This window comes from Mitsuaria sp. PDC51 (assembly GCF_900113225.1).
GTDB lineage: Bacteria > Pseudomonadota > Gammaproteobacteria > Burkholderiales > Burkholderiaceae_C > Roseateles.
Window position 1 is genome coordinate 1561757 of record NZ_FOZE01000001.1, and the last position, 19944, is coordinate 1581700.

14 protein-coding genes are annotated in these 19944 nt (G+C 71.0%); 9 read left to right on the plus strand and 5 right to left on the minus strand.

Annotated features, from left to right (window positions below):
- Positions 1 to 159 precede the first annotated feature (159 nt).
- The gene (locus BM393_RS06890) at positions 160 to 1491 is read left to right on the plus strand and encodes a DUF4010 domain-containing protein (protein WP_091723879.1); all 1332 of its coding nucleotides are present in this window, start codon (positions 160 to 162) and stop codon (positions 1489 to 1491) included.
- Positions 1492 to 1504: 13 nt separating this feature from the next.
- Here BM393_RS06890 and BM393_RS06895 read toward each other — a convergent pair whose 3' ends face one another.
- The 3 genes from BM393_RS06895 to BM393_RS06905 are packed head-to-tail and all read right to left on the minus strand — an operon-like array spanning position 1505 to position 4556.
- Entirely contained in the window at positions 1505 to 2473 is a 969-nt protein-coding gene (locus BM393_RS06895) for a lysylphosphatidylglycerol synthase domain-containing protein (RefSeq protein ID WP_254783241.1), read from the minus strand.
- Positions 2470 to 3822, minus strand: coding sequence for a cardiolipin synthase ClsB (gene clsB / locus BM393_RS06900; protein ID WP_091723883.1), 1353 nt, complete (start codon positions 3820 to 3822; stop codon positions 2470 to 2472). Before clsB ends, BM393_RS06895 begins: the two co-directional genes overlap by 4 nt.
- A complete protein-coding gene (locus BM393_RS06905) occupies positions 3819 to 4556 on the minus strand; it encodes an endonuclease/exonuclease/phosphatase family protein (RefSeq protein ID WP_091723885.1) in 738 nt (245 codons plus the stop codon). Before BM393_RS06905 ends, clsB begins: the two co-directional genes overlap by 4 nt.
- A gap of 626 nt (positions 4557 to 5182) precedes the next feature.
- Here BM393_RS06905 and BM393_RS06910 point away from each other — a divergent pair.
- The 6 genes from BM393_RS06910 to BM393_RS06940 all read left to right on the plus strand — a co-directional run bounded on the left by BM393_RS06910 (position 5183) and on the right by BM393_RS06940 (position 15097).
- Positions 5183 to 6580 carry an HD domain-containing phosphohydrolase gene (locus tag BM393_RS06910; RefSeq protein ID WP_091723887.1) on the plus strand — a complete coding sequence of 466 codons (1398 nt, stop codon included), beginning with the start codon at positions 5183 to 5185 and terminating at the stop codon, positions 6578 to 6580.
- Complete coding sequence (locus BM393_RS06915) at positions 6573 to 7136, plus strand: response regulator (RefSeq protein ID WP_091723890.1); 564 nt, start codon at positions 6573 to 6575, stop codon at positions 7134 to 7136. The genes BM393_RS06910 and BM393_RS06915 overlap by 8 nt, the downstream gene beginning before the upstream one ends.
- Positions 7133 to 9298, plus strand: coding sequence for a PAS domain S-box protein (locus BM393_RS06920; protein ID WP_091723893.1), 2166 nt, complete (start codon positions 7133 to 7135; stop codon positions 9296 to 9298). Before BM393_RS06915 ends, BM393_RS06920 begins: the two co-directional genes overlap by 4 nt.
- 101 nt (positions 9299 to 9399) lie before the next feature.
- Positions 9400 to 10500, plus strand: coding sequence for an ABC transporter substrate-binding protein (locus BM393_RS06925; RefSeq protein ID WP_091723895.1), 1101 nt, complete (start codon positions 9400 to 9402; stop codon positions 10498 to 10500).
- 3 nt (positions 10501 to 10503) lie between these two features.
- A complete protein-coding gene (locus BM393_RS06930) occupies positions 10504 to 12801 on the plus strand; it encodes a PAS domain S-box protein (RefSeq protein ID WP_091723898.1) in 2298 nt (765 codons plus the stop codon).
- A gap of 124 nt (positions 12802 to 12925) precedes the next feature.
- Positions 12926 to 15097 carry a glycoside hydrolase family 9 protein gene (locus BM393_RS06940; protein ID WP_141225247.1) on the plus strand — a complete coding sequence of 724 codons (2172 nt, stop codon included), beginning with the start codon at positions 12926 to 12928 and terminating at the stop codon, positions 15095 to 15097.
- Between the two features lie 85 nt (positions 15098 to 15182).
- Here the strand turns inward: BM393_RS06940 and BM393_RS06945 are convergent, their stop codons facing one another.
- Positions 15183 to 16889, minus strand: a complete 1707-nt coding sequence (locus BM393_RS06945; RefSeq protein WP_091723900.1) for a jacalin-like lectin — start codon at positions 16887 to 16889, stop codon at positions 15183 to 15185.
- Positions 16890 to 17024: 135 nt separating this feature from the next.
- On the minus strand, positions 17025 to 17519 hold the full coding sequence (locus BM393_RS06950; RefSeq protein ID WP_091723902.1) for a heme-binding protein: 495 nt from the start codon (positions 17517 to 17519) through the stop codon (positions 17025 to 17027).
- A 210-nt stretch (positions 17520 to 17729) separates the two neighbouring features.
- On the opposite strand from BM393_RS06950, the gene BM393_RS06955 reads away from it, so the two are divergent.
- Entirely contained in the window at positions 17730 to 19205 is a 1476-nt protein-coding gene (locus tag BM393_RS06955) for a sensor histidine kinase (protein WP_254783243.1), read from the plus strand.
- Entirely contained in the window at positions 19195 to 19821 is a 627-nt protein-coding gene (locus tag BM393_RS06960; RefSeq protein ID WP_091723907.1) for a response regulator transcription factor, read from the plus strand. Before BM393_RS06955 ends, BM393_RS06960 begins: the two co-directional genes overlap by 11 nt.
- Positions 19822 to 19944 lie beyond the last annotated feature (123 nt).

Here is a 19944-nt window from a genome sequence, read left to right on the forward strand (position 1 = left end):
GGCTTCCCTGAAGCGATTCGGAGCGAGGGTCCGCGAACACATGACAGCGCGGCGGCGACCGGGCAAGGCGGCGGGGCAGGGCAAGGCGGCGGGGCAGGGTGAGGCGGTCCCCGCGCTGGAGGCTTGAGGCCCGTTCAGTCCTTGGGGTACCCTGGCCCGATGACACTGCCGCTGCCCATCGCCACGCCACTGCCCAACGCGGAGTGGCCTTACCTCGAGATCCTCCTGCGCCTGGCGCTGGCCCTGTCGCTGGGCCTGCTGCTGGGACTGGAGCGGGAGCGGCGCGGCAAGGAGGCCGGGCTGCGGACCTTCGGCTTCATCGCCTTGCTCGGCGCGCTGGGCGGCTCGCTGGGCGAGCATTACGCGCTGCTGAGCCTGATCCTGGCCGCCGGCCTGGCGATCCCGCTGAACGTGCACACGATGCGCGGCGGCCACGGGCCGGAGCTGACGACCTCCGCCGCGATGCTGGTGACCTGCATGGCGGGCGTGCTGTGCGGGCTCGGCCACACGGTGACGCCGGCGGCGGTGATGGTGAGCACGACCGCGCTGCTGGCCTGGAAGGAGCGGCTCTCGGGCCTGTCGATGGGCCTGACCGAGGGCGAGGTGCGCTCGGCCCTGCTGCTCGCGATCCTGGCCATCGTCATCTACCCGGCGCTGCCGGCCGGCGCGGTCGGTCCGTGGCGGCTGATCGAGCCGCGCGCCGCCTGGGTCACGGTGATCCTGATCGCCAGCATCGGCTTCGTGAACTACATCCTGTGGAAGATGTATGGCTCCAAGGGCGCGGAGCTGTCGGCCTTCTTCGGTGGCCTGGTCAACAGCAACTTCACCGTCGTCGAGATGGCCACGCGGGTCCGCGAGACCGCCGGCCGCTTCGCCGAAGGCGCGTACCGCGCGGTGCTGGTGGCGGTGGCCGCGATGGTGCTGCGCAACGCGGTGCTGCTGCTGATCCTCACGCCGCTGGCCTTCGTCAACGCGGCGGCGGCCTTCGGGATGATGGTGCTGTCGGCGGCGGGCTTCGTGGTGCTGAGCCTGCTGCAGCGCAACGGCACGCCGACCGCGGATGTCTCGGACATCAAGCTGGAACTGCCGTTCTCGCTGCCGGTGGCGCTGCGCTACGGGCTGCTGTTCCTGGCGCTGCACATCGTGGGCCGGCTGATGCAGCGCGAGTTCGGCGAGGCCGGCTTCTATGCGGTCACCGTCATCGGCGGGCTGCTGTCCAGCGCCAGCGCGGTGGCCGCCGCGGCGAGCATGGCGGCGCAGGGCGCGATCGGCTTCGACGTCGCGGCCAACGGCGCGGTGCTGGCATCGCTCACCAGCCTGGTGTTCAGCCTGTCCTTCATCGTGCGCACCGGGCATCGGCCCCTGATCGCGCGCCTGGCGATCGCGATGGTGGGCATCGCGCTGGCGGGCGGACTGGGCCTGCTGCTGCGCGAGCTGGTCAAGCCGCTGGTCGAGGCCTTGCTGCCCTACGCCAACGGCAACGGACCCTGAGCAGGGCGAGGGTTCAGCGCCGCGCCTTCGCCTCCAGCACGAAATACGCGATCGCCGCGACCGCCAGCGGCGCGAGGTAATACAGGGCGCGGTAGGCGATCAGCGCCGCCAGCACCTGGCCGTCGCCGAGCGTGGGTCCGAGGAAGGCGACGAACACGCCTTCCAGCACGCCCAGCCCGGCCGGCACATGGGTGATGACGCCGGCCACCGCCGCGACCAGCAGCACCGCCAGCGTGTGGCCGTAGTCCACGTCCTGCTGCAACAGCACCCACAGCACCGCGCCGATGGTCAGCCAGTTGGCGGAGGCGATCAGCAGCTGCATCAGCGCGATGCGCAGGCTGGGGACGAAGAAGTCGTGGCCGCGCCAGCGGAACTCGCGGCGCGGCGAGAAGGCGCACAAGGCCAGATAGCCCAGCACGATGACCCACATCAGCGCGCCCAGCCCGCGCAGCGCCGCCGCGCCGATGCGCCAGTCCGCCGGCGGGGCCAGCCAGCCGAAGAGGAACAGGCCGCCCGCCAGCAGGCCATAACCGAGCCAGTTGGAGGCCATGCTGAGCGCCAGGACCTTGGCCGGGATGGGATGCCTCAAGCCCTCGCGGGCATAGAGCCGCAGCCGCATCGCGACGCCGCCGACCAGCGAGCCCAGGTTGAGATTGAACGCATAGCTGATGAAGGTGATCAGCATGACGCGCCGCGTCGGCACCGGGTGCCGCGTCCAGCGCTTGCCGATCAGGTCGTAGCCGCTGTAGATCAGGTGGCTGAGCACGCACAGCGCGCCGCCCGCGACCAGCACGCCCACCGGCAACTGCCGCAGCGCGTCGCCGACCTCGTGCCAGTCGATCTGGCGCGCCGCCCAGGCCAGCAGCGCCACGACGGCGATCGCGAAGGCGGCGCTGAGCCAGCGCCCCCAGCCGCGCCAGCCGCCCAGGCCGCGCCAGCGACGGCGCGCCGGCGCCGCGTGGCCGCGGCCATTCCGGCTCACTCCGCGGTTTCCTTGCTCAACTGCTTCGTGGCGTGCCATTGCCAGGCCTCGATCGCCGGTGTCTGCGGCGCGCTGACCACCACCGGCGTTTCCGCCACCGGCAACAGCGGCTGCGTCTGTCGCGGCAGCCGCGCCAGCCAGCGCGGGAAATGCCGCATCACGTGAAAGACCAGCGCGCCCATGCCCAGTCGCCACCACCAACGGTGCGCGTTGGTCTCCTCCAGCTTCAGCAGCCGGCAGTGGCTGCGCATCAGCGGCTGCAGCTTGTCGCGCAGCGCGCGGTTGAACTCGCGGTCCTCGACGATGAGGTTGGCCTCCAGGTTCAGCGACAGGCTCAGCGGGTCCAGGTTGCTGGAGCCCACCGTCGCCCAGGCGCCGTCCACCAGCGCGACCTTGCCGTGCATCGGCCGCTCGCAGTACTCGTGGATGTGGACGCCGGCGCGCATCAGCTGGTCGTAGACCATGCGCGCGGCCCAGCGCGCCCAGGGGATGTCGGGCTGTCCCTGCAGGACCAGGTGGACCGCCACGCCGCGCCGCGCCGCGCGCTGCATGCTCCGCAGCAGCAGGAAGCCGGGGAAGAAATAGGCGTTGGCGATGATCACCTCGTGCCGCGCCGCATGCAGGGCCATGCGGTACATGCGCTCGATGTCGTCGCGATGGCGATGGTTGTCGCGGGTGACGACGACCGCCTTGGCCGAGCCCGCGCGCGCGGCTTGGTCCCCGGGCGCGACCGACGCCGTCGCGCGCGGCTCGCGGGCCCGGCCGGGCCACCAGCGTCGCTGCGCGGCGGGGCCGGCCGAGGGCGCCGTCGTCGTCTCCGTTGTTGCAGTCTTCGTCGTCGTCGTGCCGAGGATCTCGAGCGTCGCTCGGCGCAGCTGCGTCACCACCGGGCCGTGGACGCGCACCGCGTAGTCCTGCTTGGCCTCGGGACCGAAATCGATCAGGTGGTCGGCCGAGAAATTGATGCCGCCGATGAAGCCGGTCGTCCCATCGACGACGACGATCTTGCGATGCAGCCGCCGGAACGGCTTCAGGCGGCGCGACAAGCGCGGTGGCGGATCGAAGACGTGCAGCCGCACGCCGGCCTCGGTGAGGCCGCGGACGAAGCCTTCGGACAGCTCCGGCGACCCGAAGCCGTCCACCGTCATGTCCACGCGCACGCCGCGCCGGGCGGCGGCGATCAGCACCTCGCGCAAGGCCAGGCCGACCTTGTCCTCGAACAGGATAAAGGTCTCGATCAGCACCTCCTCGCGGGCCGACTCGATCGCGGCGAAGACGGCGGGGAAGTACTCCTCGCCGTTCTCGAGCAGCTCGATGCGGTTGCCCTCGGTCCAGTCCGGACGCTTCATAGGCGGATCTCCGCGGCCAGCGGCGCATGGTCCGACAGGTGCGACCAGGGCCGGCGCGGCAGCACGATCGGATGCTGCACCGAGGCGCCGCGCACGTAGATGCGGTCCAGCGGCAGCAGCGGGAAGCGCGCCGGGAAGGTGCGCGCGGCCGCGCCGTAGGACTTCACGAAGACCTCGGCCAGTCCCGCGCAGCGGCTCAGCATGCGGTGGGCGCGCTGGCGCCAGTCGTTGAAGTCGCCGGCCACGACCACCGGGTCTTCAGGCGGCAGGCTGTCGATCAGCTGGCACAGGCGCTCGACCTGACGCTGGCGATGCGACTCGCGCAGGCCCAGGTGCACGCAGATCGCATGCAGCTGGCGGCCCCCCTCGAGCTTGAGCACGCTGTGCAGCAGGCCCCGGCGCTCCGGCCCCTCCACCGACACGTCATGGTTGGTGTGATGGGTGATGGCGAACTTCGACAGCAGGGCATTGCCGTGATGCCCCTGCGGATAGACCGCGTTGCGGCCGTAGGCGAAGTCGCTCCAGAGGCTGTCGGCCAGGAACTCGTAGTGGGGCGCCTGGGGCCAGGTCGGGACGCGGGCCGCGTGCAGTTCATGCTCGCCGAGCACTTCCTGCAGGAAGACGACGTCGGCGGACACGGCCCGCACCGCTTCCCGCAACTCGTGCAGGATGAAGCGGCGGTTGAAGAAACCGAAACCCTTGTGGAGATTGACGGTGAGGACGGTGAACTTCATGGCCTGCCCAGCGGCAAGCCCTGTGCCCGTCAGGGTTTACTGGTCGTCAGACTGCAGCACCATGGGGCCCACGCACAGGACCCCGAAGGTGAGCGCGAAGGCGCCCACCAGAATCGCGCCGATCAGTTCAAGCATGGGGTGCTCCTGTTGGCGGTTGGCCGCGGCTCGCGGCGGGCTCCCGGCTCGGAGCGCGAGGCTCGCGGAGGCCGGGTGGGAGCGGCCAATACTAGACCCCTCGCGGCCGTCGTCGCAATCGCGCGGCGCGGAGTCCCACCGCTGATTCAGGGGATTCCCCGGGCCCGGTTGCGCAACGCTGCACGCCGTGCTCAGGAACGCGCGGCGCTGATGACGACGCTCGCGCTGGCGAAGTGCCGCTTCAAGTCTTTCGTTCAAGTCATTGAACAGGCATGGCTTTTGCCGCCCGCCCGGGCAGGTGTCGATGCGCCTGGGGGCGCGGCGACGCTGTGGCGTGCGCGCGCAGGGCGGCGGTGCGACTTCCGCTGGCCCCCACGCCCCAAGCCCCGGATGACGTCGGGGTCATCGCACGGCGGCCGACGGCTCGCGACGCAAGACCCGGCCTAAACTCGTCGGGCGTTCGGCGACAGGTCACATCAGGGAGACGACAGATGACCGAAGAGACCGCGCAGCCCGTCGTCCTGTTCGTGGACGACGAGCCGTCGATCCTCAGCGCATTGCGCCGGCTGGTCCGGCCCCAGGGCTATCGCGTGCTGCTCGCGTCCGGCGGGGCGGCCGGGCTGGAGATCCTCGCCCAGGAACCCGTCGATGTCGTGGTGTCGGACATGCGCATGCCGGAGATGGACGGCGCGATGTTCCTCGAGCAGGTGCGGGAGCGCTGGCCCTCGGTGGGCCGCATCCTGCTGACCGGTTATGCCGACATCCAGGCCACGGTCGCGGCCGTCAACCGCGGCCAGATCCAGCGCCACATCGCCAAGCCCTGGGACGACCGCGAGCTGCTCCTGGCGATCGACGACGCGCTGGCGCGCCGCCGGCTCGAACTCGAGAATCGCGCGCTGCTGCAGCTGACCAAGACCCAGAACGCCGAGCTGCAGTCGCTCAACGCCGACCTCTCGCAGCGGGTGCGCGCCCGCACGCAGGAGATCGAGCAGGTCAACGCGATGCTGGAGAAATCCTTCGAGCAGGTGAAGGAGAACTTCCTGCTCTCCATCCAGGTCTTCTCCGGTCTGCTGGAGCTGCGCGAGGGCGGGCTGGCGGGCTACTCGCGCCAGGTCGCCGACCTGGCGCGGCGCACGGCGCGCCGCATGGGCCTGGGACCGCGAGTGGAGGAAGACGTCCACAGCGCCGGCCTGCTGCACGAGATCGGCAAGATCGGCTTCCCCGACGCGCTGCTGCGCAAGCCGGTGTCGACGATGAACGCCGAGGAGATCGCGCGCTACCGCCGCCACACGCTCAACGGCGAGGCCGCGCTGCTGCCGCTGGGCCAGCTGCAGCATGTGGCGCGACTGGTGCGCTCGCAGCATGAGCGCATCGACGGCAAGGGCTTCCCCGACGGCCTGTCGGGCAACGCGGTGGGTCTGGCCTCGCAGGCGCTGAGCGTGGCCAGCGACTACTGCGCCGCGCAGTCGGGCCGCATGGCCGAGCAGCACTTCTCCCCGGCGCAGGCGCTGCAGCTGATCCGCGGCGGCGCGGGCACGCGCTACGAGCCGGAGATCGTCGAGGCCTTCGAGCTCGCCCTGACCGACGAGCCCGAGGACAAGCCGCGCGACCGCCAGGTCAGCCCGCAGGACGTCGAGCCCGGCATGGTGCTCGCGCGCGACCTGCTGACGCCCAAGGGCACGCTGCTGCTGGCGGCGGGGCATGTCTTCGACGCGCGCCTGGTGCGCCAGATCCGCGAGTTCGCCGGCCGCGAGGGCGTGCGGCTCGCGCTCTACATCCGGCTGCCGGATGAGGACGCCGGGCCGGTGCGCGCGCGGCCGGCCGCCGCGCCGAGCGCGCCGACCGCACCGAATGCGCCGACCGTCCCGCAAGGAGCCTCCCATGGCTGAACGCATCCTGATCGTGGACGACGAGCCCGGCATCCTTCATGCGCTGCAGCGACTGCTGCGCCATGGCCTGAGCGCGCCGGACGGCAGCCGCTACCAGGTCGACGAATGCGCCAACGGCGCGCTGGCGCTGGAGCAGGCGCGGCGCCAGGTCTACGCGCTGGCGATCTCCGACTACCGCATGCCCGAGATGAATGGCGTGGACTTCCTGACGGCGCTGCGCACGCTGCAGCCCGACTGCGAGCGCATCATCCTGTCGGGCTACGCCGACCTGAACGCGCTGGTGCGGGCCGTCAACGAGGCCGCCATCGCGCGCTTCATCGCCAAGCCCTGGGCCGACTTCGAACTGCTCAGCGCGGTGCGGCAGGTGCTGCAGGTCCGCGATTTGGTCATCGAGAACCGCCGCCTGGCCGACCTGGTCCGCACCCAGCAGGGCCAGATCAGCGCGCAGGAGGCGGAGCTGCGCCGGCTCGAGCGCCTGGAGCCCGGCATCACCCATGTCAACTGGGCCGACGACGGATCCTTCATCCTGGAGGATCCGGGCGACGTGAAGCTATGAGCGCCGCCATCCCCGCGTCGATGCCCGCGCCGCTCGCCGAGCCGGCGGTGGCCGGCGAGCTGCCGGCCGACCTCTCTGCCGAGCTGGCCGCCGCCTGGGAAGCGGTGACCACGCCGGTGCTCGTGCATGACCTGGCGGGCATCGTCCATGCCAACGCGGCGATGCTGCGGCTGCTGGGCTACGACGCGGCCACGATGGCGGCGATGCCGTTCGATGGCTGGGCCGCGCCCGAGCAGCGCGAGGCGCTGCGCCACTACGGCCTGCAGGCCATCGCGCAGGACGATCCGCCGCCGGCCATCGAGATCGAGGCGTTGACGGCGAGCGGCTCGACGCGGTCGCTGGAGCTGACCGCGCGACCGGTCAGTCTGCGCGGACGCCGGCTCAACGTGATGACGGTGCAGGACCTGAGCGACATGCGCCATGTGCAGACCAGCCTGCTCGACGTGGGGCGCGTGCTGCACCAGATCATCGAGAACAGTCCGGTCGCGAGCTTCGTGCTCGACGCCGAGCACCGGGTCACGCACTGGAACGCCGCCTGCGCCAAGCTCACCGGCCGCGACCGCTTCGACATGCTGGGGCGGCAGGACGCCTGGTCGGCCTTCTATCCGGACGAGCGCCCGCTGCTGGCCGACCTGATCATCGCCGGCACCATCGAGGCGGAGGGCGTCCCGCTGTACGAGGGCCGCTGCCGCCGCTCGGAGACCGTGGACGACGCCTATGAGGTCGAGTCCTTCTTCCCGCAGATGGACGGCGGCGGGCGCTGGCTGTTCTTCACCGCCGCGCCGCTGCGGGATGCACATGGCAACGTCATCGGCGCGATCGAGACGCTGCAGGACGTCACCCAGCGGCGCCGCGCCGAGGAGGAACTGCGCCGCCATCGCGCCGAGCTCGAGGAGCTGGTCAGCGAGCGCACCGCCGAGCTGCTGCTCACGCACCATGAGTTGGAGGCCTTCCTGGAGAACGCGTCGGTGGGCATCGTCACCACGCTCAACCAGCGCATCGTGCGCGGCAACCGCAAGTTCAACGAGATGTTCGAGCTCGACGGTGCGTCGCCCAGCGGCATCCCGACGCGTTCCTTCTTCGCCAGCGACGAGGACTTCCAGTCGCTGGCGTCGATCGCCTATCCGGTGCTCACCCGCGGCGAGTCGCTGCAGCACGAGATGCCCATGGTCTCCGCGCGCGGCCGGCCGCTGTGGATCCAGATGATCGCCTACGTGGCCAATCCGCATGACCGCCTGGCCCAGACCTGGTGGCTGCTGCAGGACCGCAGCGAGGTGCGGCGCGTGCAGCGCGAGCTCGAGGAGAACTACCAGCGCATCAAGTCGACCAACACCCGCCTTGAAGAGGCGCAGAACCAGCTGCTGCAGTCCGAGAAGATGGCGTCCATCGGCCAGCTCGCGGCCGGCGTGGCGCATGAGATCAACAACCCCATCGGCTTCGTCAGCTCCAACATGAGCACGCTGCGCGGCTACGTGGAGCCGCTGTTCGAGCTGCTCGACACCATGCAGGCGCAGGCGCCCGGCACGCTGCCCGAGGCCGTCGACCGCGCGCTGCGCGAGCTGGACCGGCGCATCGACCTGGCCTTCGTCAAGGAGGACCTGCCGCAGCTGCTCGACGAGAGCGACGACGGCCTGGTGCGGGTCAAGAAGATCGTGCACGACCTCAAGGACTTCTCGCGCGTGGACCATGCCGAGTGGCAGGACGCCGACCTCAACGCGGGCCTCGAGTCGACGCTCAACGTCGTGATGAACGAGGTCAAGTACAAGGCCGACGTGAAGAAGGACTACGGCCAGCTGCCGCCGGTGCGCTGCATCGCGGCGCAACTGAACCAGGTCTTCATGAACCTGATCGTCAACGCGGCCCATGCCATCCCGCAGCGCGGCGAGATCCGCCTGCGCACGCGGGCCGAGGGCGATTGGGTCCGCGTCGAGGTGCAGGACACCGGCACCGGCATGAGCGAGGAGGTGCGGCGCCGCATCTTCGAGCCCTTCTTCACGACCAAGCCGGTGGGCAAGGGCACCGGGCTGGGGCTGTCGCTGTCCTACTCCATCGTGCAGAAGCATGCGGGGCGGATCGAGGTGCGCAGCGTGCCCGGCGAAGGCACGACCTTCGAGGTCTGGATTCCCGTCAAGCCACCGGAAGACGTGGCCGCGCCGGCCTGACCGGCGCGGTCCCTGGACATCGCGCGGGCTTGGGCCTCTAATCGTCGCTGTCCGAGAGGGGCGTCGATCCCCCGGGACCTTCGAGACGCAGGGGGGCTGCGATGTCCGATGCAAACAGGATGACCGCGACGGCGGCGCCTTGGCGCCTGGCCGTCGTGGGCCGCATGGTTGGCCGCGTGGTTGGCCGCATGAGGCGGCTCGCCGCGTGCGCCGTGTGCGTCGCGCTTGCCGCGGCGCTGACCGGCTGTGACCGCGCCGCGGCACCGCCGGCTGACGCGCCGGCCGAGGCGCCGGGCGCGCGCCAGGCCGTGGTGCTCGCGGTGACGCCGTATGCCGGCGCGGCGCCCGCCTTCGTGGCCCATGCGCGGGGCTACTTCGAACGCCAGGGGCTGGCCGTGACCGTGCAGCCGCACGGCTCGGGCAAGGAGGCGCTGGACGCGGTCCTCGACGGCCGGGCCGACGTGGCCACCGTCGCCGAGTTGCCGGTCGCTCTGGCGGTGGTCAAGGGCCATCCGGTCACCATCCTGGCCACCCTGTCCACCCAGAGCGACCATGCCATCGTCGCCCGCACCGATCGGGGCATCTGGTCCGCCGATGCGCTGCGCGGCAAGCGCATCGGCGTCAGCGCCGGCACCAGCGGCGATTTCGTCCTGGACGTGCTGCTGGTGCGCGAGCGCCTGTCGCGGGCCGATGTCCAGGTGGTCGACCGCAAGCCGCGCGAGCTGGCCGACGCGCTCGCCAGCGGCGAGGTCGATGCGATCGCGACCTGGGAGCCCTACGTCGCCGACGCGCGCCGGCGCCTGGGGGACCGCGCGTCGGTCTTTCCGAGCGAGGGCGTCTACGACTCCAGCTTCAACCTGGCCTCGCTGCGCGGTTTCGTGCTCCAGCGCGGCGAGACGGCGCGCCGTCTGCTCGCCGCGCTGCTGCAGGCCGAGGAACTGCTCAAGCGCGACCGCGCCGCCTGCGAGCCCATCGTCGCGCAGGCGCTGGGCAAGCCGCCGGAGGAGATCCGCGAGCTGCTCGCGCGCAGCCGCTTCTCGATGTCGCTGGAGCAGCACCTGCTGGTGGTGCTGGAGGACGAGGGGCGCTGGGCGATGAAGCACCGCATGGTGGACGCCGGGCGGGCGCCCAACTTCCTCGATGCCGTCTACCTGGACGGCCTGGCCGCGGTCAAGCCGCGCGCGGTCACGATCATCCACTAGGCCATGAAGATCTCGACCCGCCTCGCGATCGTCGGCTCGACCTGCGTGCTGGTCGCGCTGGCCATCGCGGTGTCGCTGGGGCTGTCCGGCCAGCAGGTCGCCGAGGGCGTGCGCAAGAACCGCGCCGCCGCCGACCTGGTCGAGTCGGTGGCCGGCCTGCGCCACCTGACGCTGGAATACGCGCGCCAGCCCGAGGCACGCGTCGAGGTCCAGTGGCACAGCGCCTACCGCACGCTGGGCGCCGCGCTGGAGCGCGCCCAGGGCTTCGACGCGCGCGACGAGCAGGAAGGCATCGCGCAGATCCGCGCCGCCTACGACAAGTCGCCGGCCGTCTTCGCGGAACTGGTGCGGGCCCAGCGGGCGCGGCAGGCCGGCGACGGCGACCGGCAGGTGCTGGACGAGTTGGCCGGGCGACTGGCCGCCGCCATGGCGCGCAAGACGCTACTCATGATGAGCGAAGCCTTCCGGCTGCAGGACCTCAGCCGCGAGGAGGTCGCCGCGGCGCAGCGGCGCGCGTTCGCCATCGTGCTGGCGCTGTCGGCGACGCTGGCCGTGGTGGTGGCGGGCAGCATGGTGCTGGTCTTCCGCGACATCGCCCGGCCGCTGGCCCGGCTGCGCGAGGGCATGCTGCGCGTCGGCGCGGGCGACCTGGAGCACGCCGTGGGCGGCACGGGATCGGACGAGATTGCTGAGCTGGCGCGCGAGTTCGACGGTATGAGCGCGCTGCTGCGGACCACCACCGTCTCGCGCGACCGGCTCGCGGAGAGCGAGGCCCGCACGCGGCTCATCCTCGACGCGGCGCTGGACGCGGTCGTCGGCATCGATGGCGACGGACGCATCACGCACTGGAATCCGCAGGCGGAAGCGGTGTTCGGCTGGCCCGCGGCCGAGGCGACCGGCCAGTCGCTGGCCGACCTGATCGTGCCCGAGCGCTTCCGGGAGGCGCACCTCGCGGGCCTGCGGCGCTACCTCGACACCGGCGTGGCGACGGTGCTGGACCGGCGCGTGGAGCTGCGCGCGGTGCGCCGCGATGGCGGGGAGTTCCCGATCGAGCTGGCGATCACCGCGATCCGCGCCAACGGCGTGGTGAGCTTCAACGCCTTCCTGCGCGACATCACCAGCCGCAAGCTTGGCGAGATGCGGCTCAAGGAACAGCTGGCGCGGCTGAACCTGCTCCACCAGATCACGCGGGCGGTCGGCGAGCGCCAGGACCTGCGCAGCATCTTCCAGGCGGTGATCCGCGGCCTGGAGGACGACGCGCCGGTCGACTTCAGCTGCATCTGCCTGCGCGACGCCGCCAGCGACACGCTGCGAGTGACCGGCGTCGGCGTGAAGAGCGCGCCGCTGGCGCTGTCGCTCGCGCTGTCCGAGCAGGCCGACCTGTCGATCGACGGCAACGGCCTGTCGCAGTGCCTGGCCGGCCGGCTGGTCTACGAGCCCGATGCGACGCAGGTGCCGTTTCCCTTCGCGCAGCGGCTGGCGGGGGGCGGGCTGCGCTCGCTGGTGATCGCGCCGCTGCAGTCGGAGAACCGCGTGTTCGGTGTCCTCGTGGCGGCGCGGCGGGACCCGCAGGCCTTCAGCAGCAGCGATTGCGAATTCCTGCAGCAGCTCAGCGAGCACGTCAGCCTGGCCAGCCACCAGGCGCAGCTCCATGGCGCGCTGCAGCAGGCCTACGAGGACCTGCGCCAGACGCAGCAGGCGATCCTGCAGCAGGAGCGGCTGCAGGTGCCGGGGCAGGGCGCCTGCGTGTCGCTGCGCTTCGCGGCGCTGGCGCCGGAGGAGGGCCTCGCCGCGCCGCAGTCCGATCCGGACGAGAAGCCGCCGCCGCTGCGGATCCTGCTGGTCGACGACGACCCGCTGCTGCTGCGCTCGCTGCAGGAGACGCTGGAGGCGGAGGGTCACGCGGTGACGGCGGCCCATGCGGGGCGGGAGGGCATCGAGGCGTTCGAGGCGGCGTTCCACGCGGAGCGGGCGATGGCGCAGGGCGATGCGGTCGATGCCGACGAGGCGGAGGAAGGCGGTCCATCGGGCCGCGGCTTCCAGGTCGTCGTGACCGACCTGGGCATGCCGCATGTCGACGGTCGCCAGGTCGCGGCGGCGGTGAAGGCCTTGTCGCCGGACACGCCGGTGATCCTGCTCACTGGCTGGGGTCAGCGGCTGGTGGACGACGGCGAGAAGCCGCGGCATGTCGACCAGGTGCTCGGCAAGCCGCCGAAGCTGCGCGAGGTCCGGGCCGCGCTGGCGAGGCTGGTCGAGCGCCCCATCAGTGTTTCAACTGGTAATACCGAAACTTCCTATTGAAGTATTGGTTAGACCAATTCAGACTTGCCGACTGACGCGAGCCAAGGTCGTTCCACTTCGTTCCGCGTCGAGCGGGCGCGCCGGTCCGGGCGCTCATCCGTGCAGAAATCCAAGAGGGGACAACATGGCAACTGGAAAGGGACTGCTGCTGGCAGCGGTCATCGTCGGCGCGCCCGCCTGGGCGCAGAACTGTCAACCGAGCGCGGTCACGCCGTATCTCAACGTCAACGGCACGACGTCCTGGGTGGCGAAGGCCTCCGCCTCGCTGAACGCGGGGGCGAAGGTCGTGCTCGGACCGCAACCTGTGTCCGGCAACTGGTCGTGGAGCGGCTGCGGCGCCTCGGGCACGGCCCGCGAGCAGACGCTCAAGCTCACCGCGACCTGCACCGCCACGGCGACCTACACCAACAGCTGCGGGGCCAAGACCACGCAGGCCTTCAACTTCACGGTGTGGCCAGCCATGGCCGCCAATGCCGGCAAGTTCATCATGGTCGACCAGTTCGGCTATCTGCCCGGCATGAAGAAGGTGGCCGTGCTGCGCCTGCCCAAGGTCGGCTTCGACAGCAACCAGAGCTACTGGCCCCAGCAGCTGCAGGTGGTCGACGCGGCGACCGGCGCCGTCGTGTACACCGCGTGGCCCCAGGACTGGAACGGGCTCAAGACCGACGAGTCCTCGGGCGACCAGGTGTGGCACTTCGACTTCAGCCAGGTCACCGCGCCCGGCACCTACGAGATCGTCGATCCCACCGCCAACCAGCGCTCGGCGCGCTTCGAGATCGGCGACAACGTCTACCGCAACGTGCTGATCCAGGCGGTGCGGATGTTCTATTACCAACGCGCCGGTCAGGAGAAGACCGTGGCCAACGCCGGCGTGGGCTGGGCCGACGGGGCCAGCCATCTCAAGGGCGGACAGGACCCGCAGGCGCGGCGCTTCCTCGATCCCAACAACGCCGGCACGGCGCGCGACCTGCGCGGCGGCTGGTTCGATGCGGGCGATCCCAACAAGTACACCAGCTGGGCGGCCGCGTACATCCAGGACCTGCTGGACGCCTACATCCAGAATCCAACGGTCTGGACCGACGACTTCAATCTGCCCGAGTCCTACAACGGCATTCCCGACCTGCTCGACGAGGTGAAGTGGGGCACGGACTGGCTGGCGCGCATGCAGAACAGCGATGGCTCGGTGCTGTCGATCGTGGGTCTGGCCGATGGCAGCCCGCCGTCGGCGTCCACCGGTCCCAGCTACTACGGCGACGCCAGCACGACCGCCACGCTCGCGGCGGCCGCGGCCTACGCGGAGGCGGCCAAGGTCTTCGGCGGCCTCAACAACACGGCGATGAAGACGTACGCCGCGGACCTGCTCGCGCGCGCCAAGCGGGCCTGGGCCTGGGCGCAGGCCAATCCCAACGTCCTCTTCTACAACAACGATGCCACCCGCGGCACCGGCGGCCTGGGCGCGGGCCAGCAGGAGACCGACGACGCGGGCCGCGCGGAGCTGCGCCTGTTCGCGGCGATCAAGCTGTTCGCCGCCACCGGCGACGCCACCTACCGCAGCTACGTCGACACGCATTACACCGAGGCGCCGATGTTCTCGCAGTGGTACGTGTCGGCCTTCAATGCCGGCAACGCGCGCAACCTGCTGTACTACGCCTCGTTGCCCGGCGCGACGGCGGACGTCGCCACGGCGATCCGCACCCGCTTCCTCGACCTGTGGGGCCGCAGCGACTACGGCGGCTGGGGCGCCATCGACGCGCAGACCGATCCCTACCGCGCGTACATCTCGTCCTACACCTGGGGCAGCAACGGGGTGAAGGCCAACGCCGGCACGCTGTTCACGGAGGAGGGCTACTACGGCATCAGCCGCCACACGCCCGAGCAGGTGGCCACCGCCGCGGCCGACTACCTGCATTACCTGCATGGCGTGAACCCGCTGGGCAAGGCCTACCTGACCAACATGACCAGCTTTGGCGCCGAGAACTCGGTGAACCAGATCTTCCACATGTGGTTCGCCGACGGCAGCGCGAAGTGGGATGACGCCAGGACCTCGACCTACGGGCCGGCGCCCGGCTACCTCGTGGGCGGGCCCAACTACAACCAGTGGGACTGGGACTCGCGCTGCCCCGGCATTTCTTCGGCCTGCGGTTCGAGCCGGCCGACGCCGCCCTACGGCCAGCCGCCGCAGAAGTCCTACCTGGACTTCAATACCGGCTGGCCGTTGAACTCCTGGCCCATCAGCGAGCCGTCCAACGGCTACCAGACCGCCTACATCCGGCTGCTGGCCCGCTTCGTGAAGTAAGGCGCCCGAGCGCCTCTCGCGGCCACGTGCCCTCGGGTCGTGGCCGCTGCCTCGTCGTGGGCGAGCGCTCGAGCGCCTCGGGCGCTCAGGGCTTCTGTTTCCAGAGCTGGTTGCCGGCGCCCCGGTAGCGGCTGGTCTTGAGCGCGCTGCCCGCCGTGCCGGCGCCATCCACCGCCTGGTCGGGCGCGGTGCGCAGCGTGAAGCGGCCGCTCGCGGCATCGAAGCTGAAGCGCTGGTTGGCGCTGCCGGTGCACTGCGCCACCACGAGGGCGGCGCCGTCGGCATAGCCGCCGCCGTTGTCCAGGCAGATGTGCGGATCGAGCATGCTGCGCACCAGGCCCGTGGTGGCGTCGTAGTTCCAGGTCTGGCTGACGCTGCCGCTGCAGCTGGCCTGCAGCACGGCGTTGCCGTCCGCGGCCCGCGACTGGTTCAGGTCCATGCACAGGCCCGACTGGACGTTCACCAGGCGCGTGGCCACGGCCTTGGCGCCGGTGTTCGAGACCACCGGCGCGTAGACCACGCCCAGCTTGTCCACCTCATCGCCGTCGCGGCCATGGAAGCCGACGATGGCCCAGCCCGACGGCGCGGTGAAGGTGGTGCAGCTGCCGCTCGTGCTGCCGCCGGCCAGCGTGCGGTGCGCGCTGGTGGTGAAGGCGGCCGAGAAGATGCGGGTCTGGCCCTTGTACTGGTCGGCGCACAGGCTGGCCGAGGTCAGCACCTCGCCATCGGCCAGCGTGAGCGCCTGCTCGTTGCCGCCGGTGCCGCCGTGTCCGAGCGGGAAGCCGTTGGACAGCACCACCTCGATCCGGTCCACGCGGCTGCCGCTGCGGATCTTGAGCTGGCGCACCGCCGGGCTGACGGGCAGCAGGTTCACGTCGTTGAAGCTGGTGCCGTGCGGGCCGCCGACGGTGTCGCTCAGGCGGCGGTTGTCGGCGGCGCTCCACTTCCATTGCGTGGAGACCGGACGATGGTCCGACAGCTCGGTGCCGTTCGAGTCCACGGCGTCGGTGCGCACCGCATAGCCGGACGGCGTGAGCGTGATCACGCCATTGCCGCGGAACAGCACCTTGTCCACGACCTCGCAGCTGGCGCTGGTGAAGGCCGGCTCGCACAGGAGCGCGTCGCCCACCGGCGGCACGCTGCCACCACGCACGCCCTGGATCCAGGCGTCGGTGAAGCCATGGCGCAGGAACTGGCCCATGTTGTCGCCACTGCGCGTGTAGCGGGTGTTGGTGTCGCCGAACACGATCACCGCGTTGCCGGCCGATTCCGACTCGATGTAGGCGAGCATCTGCTCGACGTTCTTGCGGCGCGCGGTCAGGTCCGCGGTCTCCACCTGGGCCTGCGCGTGCAGGTTGTAGATGTCGACGTAGACGCCTTCGGCCAGGCGCGTGCGCGCCATCGTGAAGCCCTTGGGCGTGAGGCAGTCCACGCCGTTGCAGTCGCTCCAGCGCACGCGCGCCAGGTCGTCGAACGGGAAGCGGCTCATCGTGTTGAGACCGCTGCCGACGCCGGCGCCGCCGCTGGTCGGGGTGCGGAAGGCGTGGTCGTCGCAGGCGTCGTACAGGTCGGCGTGGTAGTTGAAGTCCTCCTCCACGTTGACGATGTCGAAGGCCTTGACGTAGCAGCTGATCTTCCTGGTCGCGGTGGCGCGGTCGCCCGCCGCGCTGGAGGCGCCCTGGGGCAGGCCCGCGACGTTGTAGGCGAGGGTGCTGAAGCTGCCGCTGGCGGCGAAGGCGCCGCCGCAGGCGAGCAGCGAGGCGAGGGCGAGGGGAAGCAGACGAAGGTGCATGGGAAGTCCTTGGTGGATGCTCGGAAAGCCGGCGCATCTTCTTCACGCCAGGTGACGCCCCAGTGGCGGAATCCTCTCCAGGACATCACCGATGCCCGCCGCGTCGCCATGTGGGCAGAGTGGCGGGTCCCCGACTCATCGATCGAGCCGCGAGGCCTTGGCGATGCCCGCCAGGGCGCATTGCTCGTCCAATTGGCCGCCGGGGGCGCCCCCCACGCCCACGGCGCCGATGACCTCGTCGCCCACCTTCACGGGCACGCCGCCGCCCAGCAGCAGGAAGCCGGGGATGTGCGCGAGGTTCGCTGCCGCGGGGACCCGTTGCGCGCGCTCCATCATCGTCAGCGTGTTTTCCCGGGCCGACGCCGCGGTGTAGGCCTTCAGGCGGCTGGAATCGATCGTGTGAGGGCCGCTGCCGTCGGCGCGCTGGACGGCGCGCACGGTGCCCGCGCGGTCCACCACCGTGGCGCTCACGGCATAGCCGTTGGCGCTGCAGGTGGCCACGGCCTGCGCCGCGATCTGCGTCGCGAGCTCCAGCGACATGTCCTTGCGATCGCGCAGGCCTTCGGCATGGGCGGCGCCGACGGCGATCAGCGACAGGGTGACGGCGACTTTGGCGAGGGAATGCTGCATATGTTTTCCGGTAACGACCTTCTGCGGTGGGGGCCGGCACCACCCGTTGTGGCGCCGTGAGCGGACTGTAGAAAGGCCGCCTCTTCCCGCCCATTCGGTCGGCCACGCGCGCGCCTCCGTACAACTACGCAGTGCGCGACGGCGGCCGCCGCCGGCCCCAGAATGCCGGCCATGATCGGAACTGGACGCGGTGGTCCCGCAAGGCTTGGTGTGGCGGCCCTGCTCGTGTGGGTGGTGGTGGCGTGCGCGGGCGCGGCCTTCCTCGCCCATGCGCGCCTGCAGGAGCTGCGGGCCGATTTCGAGACCGACGGGCGGATCGCACACCGCCGGATCAGCCAGCGGGTGGTCCAGTACGACGCGGTGATGGCCACGCTGACCCTGCTGCAGCCCACGGCCGTCGAAGGCGGGGCGCCGGTCACGCGCCTCGCGTCGGTGTATCCGCAGATCCTGACCGTCCTGCAGCGGACCGCCGCCGGTGCCTGGCCCACCCTGCTGGCGGCCCCGCTGGCGGCCGCGGAGGCGGCTTCGCGCGCGTCGGGCCGGCCCGAGATGGCCTTGGCCGATCTGCGCGCGGGCCGTTATTACCTGGTGATGGCGGGGTCCCCGGCGAGCTACGCGCTGCAGATCGACCTGAAGGCCACGGTGCCCTATGACGAGTGGCCCATGGATGTCGCCTCCAGCCCGGTCCGCGTCACGCTGGAACTGGGGGACGCGGCCTTCGTGGTGCAGCCGGGCCGCCCTCGGCAGGCCAGCGTGGGATGGACCTACGACTTCCACAAGCGCCTCATGGTGCGGAGCCAGCCCCTGGACGTCGTGGCCCACCGCACGGTTGAACTGCGCGAGCTGCCCTGGCTGGCCATCCTGGCCTGGTGCGCGCTGACGGCGGGCGCGGGGGCCGGCGGCCTGGCCGCATGGCGCCAACGCGCATCGCGTCGGCGGATGGAGGAGCTGCTGCGCCTGGGCCAGGTCGCCCGCCTCAATGCGCTGGGCGAGCTGGCGGCGGGGATGGCGCATGAGCTGAACCAGCCGCTGACGGCGCTGCTGTCCAGCACGCAGGCGGCGAAACGGCTGCTGGTCGAAGATCCGCCCGAACTCGACGCCGCCCGGACCGCCATGGTCCGCGCCGTGGAGCAGGCCCATCGCGCCTCGGCGGTGGTGGGGCGGCTGCGCCGGCTGGTGGAACGCCCGGACCTGGCGGCCGACGTGCAGCCCTTGTCGCTGGCCGCCGCCACGCAGGACGTGCTGCGCCTGCTCGAGCCCGACCTGGCGGAGCGCCGGATCGCGACCACGGTCTCCACCGACCCCGGGCTGCCTTCGGTGCTCGCGGAGCCGATCTCGCTGCAGCAGATCATCCACAACCTGCTGATGAACGCGCTGCAGGCGCTGGAGCAGGTGCCGCCTGGCGAGCGTCGTCTGAGCATCGCCATGACGGCGGCGGAGCACGGACAGGCCACGCTGTCGGTGCGCGATCAAGGTCCCGGCATCGCGCCGGAGGCGCGTCGGCGCCTGTTCGAGCCGTTCTACTCCACGCGTCCGGGCGGCCTCGGGCTGGGCCTGACGCTGTGCGAAAGCCTGGCGCAGGCCATGGGCGCGCGCCTGACCCTGGCGCCCCAGGCGCCGTCGGCACCGCGCGGGGCCGAGTTCATCCTGACCCTGTCCAGCGTCGCGGCTAGCCATGACCGATAACGCCTCGTCCCTCTCGCCGCTGATCCATCTGGTGGACGACGATGCCGCGGTGCGCGACGGCCTGAGCCAGCTCATCGGCACGGTGGGACTGCGCGTGCGGGCCTGGGCGGATCCGCAGGTGTTCCTGGCGGAGTTCGATCGCGCGGGCATCGGCGCCATCGTCCTGGACCTGCGCATGCCGGTGATCGGCGGGATGACGGTGCTGGAGCGCTTGCTGGCGGGCGGCGTGGACCATCCGGTCATCCTGCTGACCGGCCACGGCACCGTGGAGATGTGCCGGCGTGCCTTCAAGGCCGGTGCCGCCGAGTTCCTGGAGAAACCCGTCGACGACGAGGTGCTGATCGAGGCTTTGCAGAGTGCCGTCCGGCAGCACGTGCGCTCGCGCGAGCGGCACCGGGCCGATCGGCAGGCGCGCGAGTGCTACGCCCAGTTGTCGCCGCGCGAGCGCGAGGTGCTCGGTTTCATCGTCGAAGGCCTGACCAACAAGGAGATCGGGCGCGCGTTGACCCTGTCGCCGCGCACGGTGGAGACCCACCGGGCCAACCTGTTCGCCAAGCTCGGGATGGACTCGCTGGCGCAACTGATACGGCGGTTCGCGTCCATCGCGCAAGCCTGATCCGCGCCGGATCCTGACGACGTCCTGTCCAAGGCATCACCAATGAATCACGCAGGATCGGCCGTCGCTGAATGGCCGACAACGATGCCAAGTTCAGGCGCAGGATTGAAGGTTTTCGCGCTT